This window comes from Achromobacter sp. FW305-C-30-7 (genome assembly GCF_058783105.1).
Genome location: NZ_JBYSYI010000003.1, coordinates 296,211 through 308,609, shown reverse-complemented (window position 1 = coordinate 308,609; position 12,399 = coordinate 296,211). Strand labels below are relative to the sequence as shown.

Sequence of the window (12,399 nt, the reverse complement as noted above, 5' to 3'; positions counted from 1 at the left end):
TTTTTAACTATGCCATGATCAACCCTCAACCCCAGGCGCTGCCAGCATCATCAGGCGACGCCGAGCCCCTGTACCGCCAGGTCTATGAGCGCTTTCGCGGCGCCATCGCCCAAGGCACGCTCAAGCCAGGCGACCGCATTCCGTCGGCGCGGGCGCTGGCCAAGGAGCTGGGCGTGGCGCGCGGCACGGTGGAAGTGGCGTATTCGCTGTTGGCATCGGAAGGCTACATCCAGGCGCGCGGCCAGGCCGGCACGGTGGTGGCGCCCGACGTGCAGCCGCAGCATGCGCCGCCGCCCGCCGCGGCCGTCCCGCCAGAGGCGCCCGGAGACGGCCTGGGCTGGCGCGAGCCATCGGGCCTGCGGCCGTTCCAGATGGGCTTGCCGGCGCTGGACGAATTTCCGCGCAAGCTCTGGGCCAGGCTGGGCGCCCGCCAGCTGCGCGGCCTGCAGGCCGGGGATCTGGCCTATCCGCCCAGCGGCGGGCTGCCGGCGCTGCGCAGCGCGACAGCCGCCTATCTGCAAGTGGCGCGCGGCATCCATTGCCAGCCTTCGCAGGTGTTCATCACCTCGGGCTACAACAGCACGATGGCGCTGATCCTGCAGACGCTGTTCGAGCCCGGCGACCAGGTCTGGATGGAAGATCCGGGCTATCCGCCGACGCGCGCGCTGCTGGAGCAGGCCCGGCTGGAACCGGCGCCCGTGCCGGTGGATCAAGATGGGATCATGGTCGGCGCCGGCATCGAGCGGGCGGGGCAGGCGCGCGGCGCGGTGGTGACGCCGGCCCATCAAAGCCCCTTGAGCATGTCGCTGTCATTGCCGCGGCGCCAGGCGCTGCTGGACTGGGCCGAGCGTCGCGGGGCCTGGATCGTGGAAGACGATTACGACGGCGAGTACCGCTACGTCGGCCGGCCGCTGCCGGCGCTCAAGAGCCTGGATACGCAGGGGCGGGTGCTGTATGCCGGCACCTTCAGCAAGGTGCTGTTTCCCGGCTTGCGGCTGGCCTATCTGGTGGTGCCAGAGCCGTTGGCCGGACGCTTCGCGCAGTCGGCGCGGCTGCAAGCGGGCGCGGCGCCGGGCCTGACGCAGGCCATCCTGAGCGCCTTCATGGCCGAGGGGCATTTCGGCCGCCACATCCAGCGCATGCGCAAGCTGTACGCGGAACGCCGCGCCGCGACCGTGGCGGGCCTGAGCGCGGCGCTGGGGCAACGTCTGCGGATAGAACCCCAGCCGGGCGGCATGCATCTGGTGGCGCGCCTGGATGATGGCCAGAGCGACGTGGCGCAGGCCGGACGGATGGAGGAGCAGGGCATGTACGCGGGTGCGCTGTCGCGCTGGTACGCCGCCCCGCAGCGGCAATCGGCGCTGCTGCTCAGCTTCACCAACATCGCCACGCAGGCGCAGGCCCATGAACTGGGCCTGCGGATCCTGAAGCTGATGCAGTCCTAGTTCAGGCCGGCCTTGTCCAGGCCGTAAGCCGCATCGGCCGAGCCCGGCACGGTGCGGAAGGCCACGTTCAGCCGGTTCCAGCCGTTGATGCCGACCACCAGCAGCGTCAGGTCGGAAATCTCCTGCTCGGACAACTGCGCGCGCGCCTCTTCATAGACGGCGTCCGACACGCCGTGCGCGGACAGGGTGGTGACGGCCTCGGTCCAGGCCAGCGCCGCGCGCTCGCGCGGCGAGAACAGCGTGGATTCGCGCCAGATGGCGACGTGATGCAAGCGCAGCTCGCGTTCGCCCGCGATCCTGGCCTGCTTGATGTGCATGTCCAGGCAAAAACCGCAGCCGTTGATCTGCGAAGCACGGATATCCACCAGTTCGCCGACCTCCCGGACGATGGGGGTCTTTTTCAGCGACATGCTGAATTCCAGGTACTTCCTGGATTGTTCTTCGGATACCTGGAAGTAATTCAAACGCTGCGTCATGTTGCTGCCTTTTCGATGCGTGTAGCCGAGCGGAATCTCGTGCCGACAGGATGACGCAGCTTGGCCCAGGGCAGAAGTGCCATAAATGGAGTTTTCATCTGTGCCATGAGCGCGGCCGCGCAGCGGCAACGCTCAGGCCGGCCAGCGCAGCACGAAGCGGGCGCCGCCCAGGGGGCTGTCGTGTATCTCGATGCCGCCGCCGTGGTTCGCGGCCACGCGCCAGACGATGGCCAGGCCCAAGCCCGCGCCGCCAGTGCCGCGGTCGCGGCTTTCGTCCAGCCGGATGAAGGGTTCGAACACGCGCGCGCGGTCGGCCGGGGCGATGCCGCCGCCGTCGTCGTCCACGATCAGCTCGAAGCCGCCCGCAGGGCACTGGCTGAGCCTGATCTCCACATGGCGGCTGGCGTAGCGCACCGCGTTCTGCACCAGGTTCAGCAAGGCCCGGCTCATGTAGCGCGGATGCAGCCGCACGCGCGGCGGGTAGTCGCGGTGCACATGGCACTGGATGGCGCGCGCCTCGGCCTGGTGCGCGACCTGGGCCAGGGCTTCGCCCAGCCAGTCGCAGGTGTCCACCGTTTCCAGCCTGACGGTGTCGTCGGCGGGGCGCTCCAGGCGCGCGTAGACCAGCAGTTCGGCCACCAGCGTTTCCAGTTCGCAGATGTCGGCCTGCATGTCGCGCAATATCTGGTGCCGCCGGGGCAGGTGCTGGTCGTGGCCCAGCAGCGCGACCTCGAAGGACAGGCGCGCCAGCGGCGTGCGCAATTCGTGCGAGACGGCATTGGTCAGGCTGCGCTGGTTTTCAATCAGCGCCGAAATGCGCTCGGCCATTTGGTTGAAGCTTTCGCCCACGTGCCGCATGCCCGCCAGGCGCGACAGCCGCACCCGCGCGCCGAGTTCACCCTGGCCCATGCGCAGCGTGGCGTTGCGCAGCCGGTCCAGGTCGCGCCACAAAGGCAGGGCCCAGAGCAGCAGCAGGATGATGCCCACGATCAGGCTGAGCGCGGCCCAGGCGGCTATCGTGATCCATCTTTCAACGGCTTGCGGCGCGCGTGGCAGGCTCAACTCCAGCCACTGACGGGGTTCGCCGGGCAGGGGAGCGACGTAGACGTTGTACTCGTCGCGCATGATGAAGCCGGCGCTGGCGAGCTGCTGCCGTTCCGCTGGCGTGGGCTGGGCTTGCGCGTCCGTGAGCAGCTTCAATCCCAGGCCGTAGTGCGGCTGTATCTCGTCGCGCAGGTAATCCGCCCGCGCGCCTTGCGCCAGGCCATCCAGTTCCTTGCGCAAGGCGTGTATCTGCCCCCGGACCGATTGGTATGAGAGGTCCGCGCTCAGCGGGTCCAGCAGATACTCGAGGCTGCGCTGCACCAGCTGCGATCCCGCGATGTAACCGATAGCGGCGACCACGAAGATGCGAATCGCGAACTTGAGCATTGGGGATCTGAACCGGAAATGGCGACCTGGGATGCTATAGGGCCGCGCCCGGGGCAGTCCGCCGATATTTGTACGGTATTTGTAAAGTTGTTTGAAGCGCTTCGGCCCGGCGAGGTAAACCGGCCATATGGCCCGGGCCGTTCAGGCGGTTGAATCCGTCACGCCGCCCGGCTATAAGCATGGGGCGGGGGCCGGACCCTCATGCCCCGCCTGCCGATGAAGCCCGAATCCCATGCCGCCGCTGCCACCCCACCAAGACGAACACGTCGCCAGCAAGCCCGCCACCCCCACGCGCGAACAGTCTGGCCAGGGCTCCTGTCTGGAAGTCTTCCTGGTATTCCTGCGCCTGGGGCTGACGTCCTTCGGCGGGCCGGTCGCGCACCTGGCCTACTTCCGCAGCGAATTCGTGGAGCGCCGGCGCTGGCTGGACGATTACGCGTATTCCGACCTGGTGGCCCTGTGCCAGTTCCTGCCGGGGCCGGCCAGCAGCCAGGTCGGCATGGCGATAGGCTTGAAACGCGCCGGCTGGGCCGGCATGGCGGCCGCCTGGCTGGCGTTCACACTGCCCACCGCCGTCGCCCTGATCCTCTTCGCGCTGGGGCTGGCGCAGTTCGGCTGGCTGTCCGCCTCGGGCGCCATCCATGGCCTGAAGGTCGCGGCGGTGGCTATCATCGCGCAGGCGGTCTGGGGCATGGGGCGCTCGCTCTGTCCTGACCGCGAGCGGGCCGGACTGGCGGTGGCGGCGGCGCTGATCACCATCCTGATGCCGACCACGCTGGGGCAATTGAGCGCGATCCTGCTGGGCGCCATCGCCGGCATGGCCGCGCTGCAAGTGCCGCCGCGTCCGGCGTTGGCGGTGCAGCCGCTGAAGGTGACGCGCCGTGCCGGGTACACGGCCTTGGCGCTGTTCGTGCTGCTGCTGGCGGGCATGCCGGCCTGGGCCGCGATCAGCGGCATGCCGCTGGCGCAGCAGCTATCCGGTTTCTACCGCGCGGGCGCCCTGGTGTTCGGCGGCGGCCACGTGGTGCTGCCCTTGCTGGATTCCGCGGCAGTGGCGGGCGGCATGGTGTCCAACGCCGATTTCCTGGCGGGTTATGGCGCGGCGCAGGCCATGCCGGGGCCGCTGTTCGCCTTCGCCGCCTTTCTGGGCGCAATGTCGTCCGGCCCCTTGTCGGGCTGGGCTGGCGGCCTGATGCTGCTGGTCGCCATCTTCCTGCCGGGCGCCTTGCTGGTGACCGCCGCGCTGCCGTTCTGGGAAAGCCTGCGGCGGCGTCCAGGCGTGCGCAATCTGATCGCGGGCGTGAACGCCAGCGTCGTCGGCATACTGCTGTCGGCGCTGTACGACCCGGTCTGGACCAGCGCCATCCGCGACCGCGCCGACTTCGGCCTGGCCTTGCTGCTGTTCGGCCTGCTGGTCTACGCGCGTTGGTCGCCCGTGTGGGTGGTGCTGGTGGCCGCTGCCGGCGGCTGGGCGCTGGCGTAGCGGGGGCCGCGCGCACGGCCCCGCCCGACAGCGCTAGGACTGCCAGCGCGGCCGGCGCTTCTGCAGGAAGGCGTCTATGCCTTCGCAGGCGTCGGCTTCCATCATGTTGCGCGCCATCACGTCGCCGGCGTAGTCATAGGCGTCCGCCAGCGCCATCTGCCGCTGTTGGTAGAACATGCGCTTGCCGTAGCGGATTGCGGCGGGGCTCTTGGCAAGGATGTCGTCCACCAGCGCGCGCACGCGCTGGTCCAGCTGCGCCTCGGGCACCGCGTCATTGACCAGGCCCCAGTCCCTGGCCTGGCCGGCGTCGATGAAGCGCGCCGTCACCAACATTTCGAAGGCGCGCTTGGCGGACACGTTGCGGCTCAAGGCGACCGCGGGCGTGGAGCAGAACAGGCCGACGTTGATGCCGGATACCGCGAACTTCGCCGTGTCCGCAGCCACGGCCAGGTCGCAGCTGGCCACCAATTGGCAGCCGGCGGCCGTGGCGATGCCATGCACCTTGGCGATCACCGGCACGGGCAGGGCCTGCAGGCCTTGCATCACGGCGCTGCATTTCCTGAAGAGGTCGCGGTAGTAATCCAGCGAGGGCTGGCTGCGCATTTCGCGCAGGTCATGGCCTGCACAGAACGCGCGGCCGCTGGATTCCAGCACCACGCAGCGCACGCTCGCATCGCGCGACAGGGCGTCAAGTTCGGCCTGCAGCGCAGCCAGCAGGCTTTCGGACAGCGCATTGAACTGGCCGGGGCGGTTCAGCCGCAGCGTCACCACGCCGCCTTCGGCATGGCGCGCCAGGACCGGCTCTTGCGCCGCTTCTTCGATATTCATGTCGTCTCCAGGATGGGCTATTCCTGGATAGTAGAGGGATATGGCGCCTGGCGGAGCGGGGCTGGGCCCTCAGCCCGCGGCCAAGCGCCGCGCCATGCCGGGCGACAGGCACAGCAGCGGCCCGACGATGACGGCGCCGATCAGCGCCATGGCCAATTGCGGCGACATGCCGCTATCCAGCAGGACGGTGGCGATGACGGCCGATCCGCTCATCTGGAAAAGGCCATACACCGCGGCGGCGGTGCCGGCGCGTTCGGCGAAGGGCTCCAGCGCCAGGCTAAGGCCCGAACCCAGCGCCAATGAAAAGCCCACGGTCAGCACGGCCACCGGCAGCATGAAGACCCAGGCCGACAAGGGCAGCCACAGCCATGCGGCCAGATGCATGGCCGCCGCCGCAAGCAGGGCAGCCATACCCACGCGCACCATGGTATGGCGGCCAAAACGGGAGATGAAGGCGGGCGCGAGGAAGAAGGCCCCAATGTTGATCGCCGCGTTGCCGCCGAACCAGGCGGAAAAACCCAGCTCGGAATAACCCAGCTGCTGCACCAGCACCACCGGCGCAGCGGAGACGAACACCAGGATCATCGCCATGCCGGCCATGCCGAACGCCGCGAAATACAGAAAACGGCCGCTGGCTGCGATCGGCGCATAGCGGCGCAGGCTGTAGAGCGCGCCTTGCGGCTTGGCGGGCTTGGCCCGCGTCTCCTCGAAACGGATCGCCAGAAAACCCGCCAGCGTCAACGCGAACAGCACCATGAAGACAAAGGTGCTGCGCCAACCCGCGTGGACGGCCAATGCGCCGCCCACCATGGGCGCCAGCGCGGGCACGGTGCACAGCGCGCCATTGAGATAGCTGTAGACGCGCGCGCCCACTGCGGGGCTGAAGCAGTCGCGCACCGCCGCGAAGGCCACCAGCGAGGCCGAGCAGGCGCCCAGCCCCTGGATCACGCGCGCGACGTAGAACACCTCCAGCGAACTGGCCGAGGCGCCCAGCGCCGAGCCCAGCAGATAGGCCAGCGCACCGCCCAGCGCCACGGGCCGGCGGCCATATCGGTCGGCCAGCGGGCCGATCAGGATCTGGCCCACGCCCACGGCGAAGATGAACAAGGTGATGCTGGCTTGCAGCGCGGTGACGGGCTGGCCATAGTCCTGCGCCATGGTGGGCAGGGAGGGCAGATAGATATCGATGCCCATCGGCGTGAGCGTGACCAGTCCCATCAAGAGACCGATCAGCCAGCGTTGGCCGCGAGGGGATAATGCAGACTTCATGGCAGGCTCGGGGTCCGTAGCGAACCCGGGAAAACCCGATATTATCCATGAACCGGCGTAGAATCTTCTTCCTATGAATGCACCCGCCCTCCGACCCCGCATCGTCATCCATTACTGCACGCAGTGCCAGTGGCTGCTGCGCGCCGGCTGGATGGCTCAGGAACTCCTGTCGACGTTCTCCACCGACCTGGGCGAGGTCGTGCTGCAGCCCGGCACCGGCGGGATTTTCCAGGTCACCTACAACGGCGACCTGATCTGGGACCGCAAGAGCGATGGCGGATTTCCCTCGGCCAAAGAGCTGAAGCAGCGCGTGCGCGACCGTCTTGATCCTGGACGCACACTGGGCCATATCGACGGCCACACTGCCGGGCCGCTGGCCACGCCTGACGCCTAGCCTGTACTCTTGTACGGGGCCTTGCACGGGCCCAGAGCATGCAACGGCCGACCCCGCGAGGCCGGCCGATGCAAAGTGAGCGCTCGCGCGGCTACACCGAAGACTCCGCTTGCTTCAAAGCCTCGCGGCCCTTGCGTTGGCGCACCGCCGACATCACCAGCAAAGCGATCAATCCCACGCAGGCCGCCACGAAACCCAGGCTGATGGGCCGCGTCACGAAGATCGCCAGATCGCCGCGCGACAGCAGCAGGGCGCGGCGGAAGTTCTCTTCCACCATGGGGCCGAGCACGAAACCCAGCAACAGCGGCGCGGGCTCGAAGCGCAGGCGGATCAGCGCATAGCCTGCCGCGCCGAACAAGGTCACCATGGCCACGTCGAACAGATTGTTGTTGGTGCTGTAGACACCGACGCAGACGAAGAACAGCGCCGCCGGGAACAGATAGCGGAATGGCACCGTCAACAACCGCACCCACATGCCGATCAATGGCAGGTTCAAGAGCAGCAACAGCACGTTGCCGACCCAGAAACTGGCGATCAGCCCCCAGAACATGTCGGCGTGCTCCACCATCATCTGCGGTCCCGGCTGGATGCCGTGGATGATCAGCGCGCCCAGCATCAGCGCCATCACCGGGTCGCCCGGGATGCCCAGGCTCATGGTGGGAATGAAGCTGGTCTGCGTCGATGCGCTGGTCGCCGCTTCCGGCCCCGCGATGCCCTCGATGGCGCCGCGCCCGAAGCGGCGCGGCTCGCGCGCCACCTTCTTTTCCGTCGCATACGAAATGAACGAGGCGATGGTGGGGCCGGTGCCAGGCAGGATGCCGAAAGCCGCGCCGATGGCCGTGCCGCGCACCAGCGCGCCGCGCGATTGCTTGATGTCGCCGGCTTCGGGCCGCATCGACTTCATGCTGATCTTGGCGGTGGTCACCTTGGCGTCGCCGCCGATGCGGTTGATGTTCTTCAGGAAGTCCGCCACGCCGAACAGGCCCATGGCCAGCGCCACGATCTGCAGGCCATCGGACAGTTCAAGAATGCCGAAGTGAAAGCGCATCGTGCCCGTGTTGACGTCGGTGCCCACCACGCCCAGCAGCAGTCCCACCACCACCATCGCCACGCCCTTGATCGCCGACCCCTTGGCCAGGGTCGCGCCAGCCAGCAGGCCCAGCATCATCATGGAGAAGTACTCGGCGGGACCGAACTTGAAGGCCACGTCCACCAGCATCGGCGAAAACAGGATCATCGCCAGAATGCCCACCGACGCGCCGCAGAACGACGAGAACATCAGCATGAACAGCGCCGAGCCTGCCTTGCCGTTGCGCGCCAGCGGATTGCCGTCCAGGCAGGCCACCGCGTGCGAGGCGGTGCCGGGCAGGTTCAGCATGATGGAGGTAATGCCGCCGCCATACTGCGAACCGTAGTAGATGCCCGACAGCATCACCAGCGCCGCCGTCGGCGTCATGGTGTAGGTAAGCGGCAGCAGGATGGAGATCGCGGCCAGCACGCCCATGCCCGGCAGCACGCCGATCAGGTTGCCCATGAACACGCCGAAGGCGGCCCACATCAGGTTGTCCAGCGCGAAGGCGACGGAGAACCCGTGCATCAGGTTGTTGAGGATTTCCATCGATCAGCCCCAGCGGAACAGCGGGAACTGCAACTGCAGCGCCCAGGAGAACACGGCCACGCCCAGCACGGTCACGCCCGCGGCCAGCAAGGCCGCGCTGCGCGGCGTGTGCTGACGGTCGCCCATTGCGGAAATGAAGACCAGCGCAAAGGTCGCGGGCACCAGACCGCCGTACTTGCCCAACAGGATGAAGGTCATGAGTCCGCCGATGATGCAGCCCCAGCCGCGCCAGTCTGGCGGCGGCTCGTCTTCGGCCTCTTCCTCCACGGCCGCGGGAGCCGCGGCCATGCGCGCGATCATCAAGCCCAGCAGCACCAGCAGCACGCCCAGGATGGCGGGGAACATGCCCGGCCCCATGCGCGCAAGGCTGCCGATGTTGTAGGTGGATGCCTGCGCGATGGCGCCCAGGCCCAGCACGATCATCGTGCCGGCCGCCCAGGCCTCGCGCCGCGCGGCGCTGCGTTTGGATTGCATCTGTAGTCCTCCCGTTGTTGTGCTTTTGCCTGACTACGTTCTGAACAAAAGCTGACTTTTGATTGAACGCGGAAGTCTAGGAATCCAAACTTCCGTTCACCTTTCAGGTGGACGGGCAATGTGCAAAACAGGCCTTTTTCCGGCCAAAACGGGGGAAATCCCTAGGCCGCGTGGGAACCGCGGGCAGGGCAATGCCTTGCGCAATGCGCAGACGGCTACAACGATGAGAAGAAGGAATTGAGTCGCGGCGCGTGTTCAGCCCTTGGGCACCCAGGGCTTGCGCTGGCTGCCGGCCAAGGCGGCGTCCAGGCGCTGCTTGGCTGCCTCGGGCCAGCAGGCGTCCATGTCATAGAACTCGTCGGCCGCCGGCACATTGTCCGGGATGCCCACCCACGGATGCTTGGAACGCACAAAGCAATGCGCGCCAGGCGGAAAATCGGCGGCGCGGTCCAGCGTGCCGGCGTATATCAGCGCCACCGTTTCGCCATAGCCCGGATGATGGCTCCACAACAATCCTGCGCAGGCTGCGCAACGCACGATCACGACAGTCTCGCCGTCATCGGCGGTCCGGTCCGCGGGATGGCGGCACACCTCGCCCTGCAAGCTGCGCACGCGGTTGGATTCGATCACCGCGTTCATGGCGAAGGCGGTGCCGGAATGGCGCTGGCACAAGGTGCAATGGCAGCAATGCACGAACATGGGCGGACTGGCGAGGCGGTAACGCACAGCGCCGCAATCGCAGCCGCCTTCGATGGGAGCTTGGGTCACGATGAGTCTCCTTTGAAGGGGTGCAGCCAGTGTATTGAGGCGGCAGGCGGGCGGGCAGTGGCAATCGCGTCACGATGCCGGGGGGATTTGCGTCAATATCGCGGCGGCCGAGGCCCATGCGCACGCGTCCGGGGCCTGGCCTTCCGTCCGAAAGCGAACGTCCGGCAGCCGCCTAGGCAGGGCGGCCGCCAGCGGCAGCATTGCTTTTTCAGGCAATACGATGCTAAAATACGACAACTTTCGGCAAAATCACAACAAAACCAAGCGCCGAAAAAGTCGCTGGCGGCTGCGGCCGCCATTTTCGTTTGCGTTGCCTGCGCGCATGCCCCCCGCGCCCCAATGGCATCCATTGGAACAGCATCCATGGCACGCACGAATTTCATGCATTGCGCTTAGTGCGGGGGAAAGCCATGCGCCCTGAACAGGAGAACGTTCATGTCTCATCAACTCGTCGGCAAGAAGTGGCAATTCGAGATTCCGCCCCTGGACTGGAAGGCGCCCGAGACCAACAAGGAAGCGGACATCAAGGTCGCTGCCGTGGACGCGGACTCCGCCGAAGACAAGGACGCCTGACCCGGCGCCAAATCAGCCCCTGAGTTTGCCGCCCGGCGGGCAGGGGCGTCAGGCCGCGTGTGTCACCACGCGGTTGCGCCCCTGCTGTTTGGCCGCATACAGCGCGGCATCGGCGGCTTGAAACACCGTGTCGACATCCGCGCTGCCCGCCGGCCATTGCGCCACGCCGGCCGACACCGTGATCTCCAGCGCGCCCTTCAGGCGGTGCGTCTCCGTCCTTCTGCGCAGGCGCTCGGCCATGCCCGCCGCCTCCTTGGCCCCCGCGCCGGGCAGCAGGATCAGGAATTCCTCGCCCCCGCTACGACAGAGTATGTCGGTCGGGCGCGAACAGTCGCGCATCAGCTGCGCCATGCCCTGAATCACTTCGTCGCCAGCCGTGTGGCCGTAGGTATCGTTGACCCGCTTGAAGTGGTCGATGTCCAGCGCGATCACGGCAAAGGGCGTTTCGGCTGCCTGCAACGTCTCCACCGCCTGCAGCGTACCGCGGCGGTTGCGCAGCCCGGTCAGGGGATCGGTGATGCTGGCTTGATTGAGCTTGCCGATCTTGTCCTGCAGGTTGGTGTAGCTCCTGATCACTGCGCGCTTCAGGCGTTCGGCCTCGAAATACCAGGCTTGCACCGAGCGCACCCGTTGCATCGCCACCGCCATGTCGTGATGCTCCACATTGGTCGCCAACTGCGACAAGGGCTGCGAGATCTTGCGCGCGCACCACCAGATCGCCAGCAGGAACAGCAGGGCGAAGGGCGCCGCGTAGCGGATCAGCGCCCAGATGAGGTCGTTCAAGGGTTCCAGCGTGGCCTGCGCGGGACGCTGCGCGACCACGCCCCAGCCGCTGCGCGACACGTGGGCATATCCCGCCAGCATGTCCACGCCGTGCGTATTGACCAGGCGCTGCGCGCCGTCCTCGCCCCGCATCACCGCCGCCACCACCGGGTTGCCGCTCACATCCTCGCCCACGCGTTTACTGTCGAGGTGATAGATCAGCCGCCCATCGCTGTCCACCACATACAGATAGGAGCCGTCCTGGTAGGGATGCTTGCCCAACAGATTATGCAAGGCTCCCTCGTCGCGCAGGTAGATCGTGCCTGAGACATAACCCAGGTAGGCGCCGCTCTCCGAATGAATCGGATGGGAAACGTTGATCAGCAGATTGCCGGCAATGGACACATAGGGCTTGCTGATCAGCGGCTTGCGCGTTTGCAGCGCCATGCGGCTGCTGGCATTGTCGACCCGCGAACCCTCGAAGTTGCGGATGCCCTGGCTGGCGGCCAGCATGATGCCGTCGGCGCGCACGATGCCCACGGAGTTGAAGCTGTCGGTCTGCTCGCGCAGGCGCTCAACTTCCACGGCCAGCAATTCCCGCGAATCGAAGCGCGCCGCCACGTAGCGGGCGCTGTATTCCAGCTGCCGCAGGGCCGAATCCAGAAAGGTGCCGGCGCTTGCGGCCAGCTTGGCGGCGTAGACCCGGTTGGCTTCCAGCGTGTTGGCGATGAGTTGTTCGCGCTGCACCCGATAGCTGGCGTACAGGGCGTTGGCGGTGGCGGCGAGGGCGCTGAATACGGTAAGCGCAAGCACCAGCCCGCGTAGGTTGATTCGCATGTGGATCGTGTCAGGCTGAATTCGGATTGCGGCGAGTGCGC

General features: G+C 67.1%; 12 protein-coding genes. 4 read left to right on the top strand and 8 right to left on the bottom strand.

Features of this window, described 5'->3' with window-relative positions; genetic code table 11:
- Positions 1-14 precede the first annotated feature (14 nt).
- Positions 15-1,445: a MocR-like pyridoxine biosynthesis transcription factor PdxR gene (pdxR, locus tag AC3WOB_RS12110; RefSeq protein ID WP_492275159.1), complete on the top strand. Its 1,431-nt coding sequence runs from the start codon at positions 15-17 to the stop codon at positions 1,443-1,445.
- Here pdxR and AC3WOB_RS12105 read toward each other — a convergent pair.
- Positions 1,442-1,921, bottom strand: a complete 480-nt coding sequence (locus tag AC3WOB_RS12105; protein WP_492275158.1) for a carboxymuconolactone decarboxylase family protein — start codon at positions 1,919-1,921, stop codon at positions 1,442-1,444. The genes pdxR and AC3WOB_RS12105 overlap by 4 nt on opposite strands.
- Before the next feature lie 132 nt (positions 1,922-2,053).
- On the bottom strand, positions 2,054-3,352 hold the full coding sequence (locus AC3WOB_RS12100) for an ATP-binding protein (RefSeq protein WP_013393845.1): 1,299 nt from the start codon (positions 3,350-3,352) through the stop codon (positions 2,054-2,056).
- A 232-nt stretch (positions 3,353-3,584) separates the two neighbouring features.
- Between AC3WOB_RS12100 and chrA the strand changes: the two genes are divergently transcribed.
- Positions 3,585-4,835 (top strand): chromate efflux transporter, encoded by a 1,251-nt coding sequence (gene chrA, locus AC3WOB_RS12095; RefSeq protein WP_492275157.1) that lies wholly within the window; start codon positions 3,585-3,587, stop codon positions 4,833-4,835.
- Between the two features lie 33 nt (positions 4,836-4,868).
- On the opposite strand, the gene AC3WOB_RS12090 is transcribed toward chrA, so the two are convergent.
- Positions 4,869-5,663, bottom strand: coding sequence for an enoyl-CoA hydratase (locus AC3WOB_RS12090; RefSeq protein ID WP_492275156.1), 795 nt, complete (start codon positions 5,661-5,663; stop codon positions 4,869-4,871).
- A 69-nt stretch (positions 5,664-5,732) separates the two neighbouring features.
- Positions 5,733-6,932 carry a multidrug effflux MFS transporter gene (locus tag AC3WOB_RS12085; RefSeq protein WP_013393842.1) on the bottom strand — a complete coding sequence of 400 codons (1,200 nt, stop codon included), beginning with the start codon at positions 6,930-6,932 and terminating at the stop codon, positions 5,733-5,735.
- A 73-nt stretch (positions 6,933-7,005) separates the two neighbouring features.
- On the opposite strand from AC3WOB_RS12085, the gene AC3WOB_RS12080 reads away from it, so the two are divergent.
- On the top strand, positions 7,006-7,326 hold the full coding sequence (locus AC3WOB_RS12080) for an Rdx family protein (RefSeq protein ID WP_013393841.1): 321 nt from the start codon (positions 7,006-7,008) through the stop codon (positions 7,324-7,326).
- 91 nt (positions 7,327-7,417) lie between these two features.
- Here AC3WOB_RS12080 and AC3WOB_RS12075 read toward each other — a convergent pair whose 3' ends face one another.
- From AC3WOB_RS12075 to AC3WOB_RS12065, 3 genes are all read right to left on the bottom strand, one after another.
- Entirely contained in the window at positions 7,418-8,944 is a 1,527-nt protein-coding gene (locus tag AC3WOB_RS12075; RefSeq protein ID WP_492275155.1) for a tripartite tricarboxylate transporter permease, read from the bottom strand.
- Between the two features lie 3 nt (positions 8,945-8,947).
- Positions 8,948-9,418 (bottom strand): tripartite tricarboxylate transporter TctB family protein, encoded by a 471-nt coding sequence (locus tag AC3WOB_RS12070; RefSeq protein WP_492275154.1) that lies wholly within the window; start codon positions 9,416-9,418, stop codon positions 8,948-8,950.
- Positions 9,419-9,673: 255 nt separating this feature from the next.
- On the bottom strand, positions 9,674-10,186 hold the full coding sequence (locus AC3WOB_RS12065) for a GFA family protein (protein ID WP_013393838.1): 513 nt from the start codon (positions 10,184-10,186) through the stop codon (positions 9,674-9,676).
- 435 nt (positions 10,187-10,621) lie between these two features.
- Here AC3WOB_RS12065 and AC3WOB_RS12060 point away from each other — a divergent pair, with 435 nt between their 5' ends.
- Positions 10,622-10,759, top strand: coding sequence for a hypothetical protein (locus tag AC3WOB_RS12060; protein WP_013393837.1), 138 nt, complete (start codon positions 10,622-10,624; stop codon positions 10,757-10,759).
- 48 nt (positions 10,760-10,807) lie between these two features.
- Here AC3WOB_RS12060 and AC3WOB_RS12055 read toward each other — a convergent pair whose 3' ends face one another.
- A complete protein-coding gene (locus AC3WOB_RS12055; protein ID WP_492275153.1) occupies positions 10,808-12,358 on the bottom strand; it encodes a sensor domain-containing diguanylate cyclase in 1,551 nt (516 codons plus the stop codon).
- Between the last annotated feature and the right edge of the window lie 41 nt (positions 12,359-12,399).

Excerpts from the sequence above, each read along its gene's own strand:
- AC3WOB_RS12080 (WP_013393841.1), top strand. The coding sequence starts at position 7,006 with ATGAATGCACCCGCCCTCCGACCCCGCATCGTCATCCATTACTGCACG.
- AC3WOB_RS12090 (WP_492275156.1), bottom strand. The coding sequence starts at position 5,663 with ATGAATATCGAAGAAGCGGCGCAAGAGCCGGTCCTGGCGCGCCATGCC.
- AC3WOB_RS12100 (WP_013393845.1), bottom strand. The coding sequence starts at position 3,352 with ATGCTCAAGTTCGCGATTCGCATCTTCGTGGTCGCCGCTATCGGTTAC.
- chrA (WP_492275157.1), top strand. The coding sequence starts at position 3,585 with ATGCCGCCGCTGCCACCCCACCAAGACGAACACGTCGCCAGCAAGCCC.
- AC3WOB_RS12060 (WP_013393837.1), top strand. The coding sequence starts at position 10,622 with ATGTCTCATCAACTCGTCGGCAAGAAGTGGCAATTCGAGATTCCGCCC.
- AC3WOB_RS12070 (WP_492275154.1), bottom strand. The coding sequence starts at position 9,418 with ATGCAATCCAAACGCAGCGCCGCGCGGCGCGAGGCCTGGGCGGCCGGC.
- AC3WOB_RS12085 (WP_013393842.1), bottom strand. The coding sequence starts at position 6,932 with ATGAAGTCTGCATTATCCCCTCGCGGCCAACGCTGGCTGATCGGTCTC.
- AC3WOB_RS12075 (WP_492275155.1), bottom strand. The coding sequence starts at position 8,944 with ATGGAAATCCTCAACAACCTGATGCACGGGTTCTCCGTCGCCTTCGCG.
- AC3WOB_RS12055 (WP_492275153.1), bottom strand. The coding sequence starts at position 12,358 with ATGCGAATCAACCTACGCGGGCTGGTGCTTGCGCTTACCGTATTCAGC.
- pdxR (WP_492275159.1), top strand. The coding sequence starts at position 15 with ATGATCAACCCTCAACCCCAGGCGCTGCCAGCATCATCAGGCGACGCC.
- AC3WOB_RS12105 (WP_492275158.1), bottom strand. The coding sequence starts at position 1,921 with ATGACGCAGCGTTTGAATTACTTCCAGGTATCCGAAGAACAATCCAGG.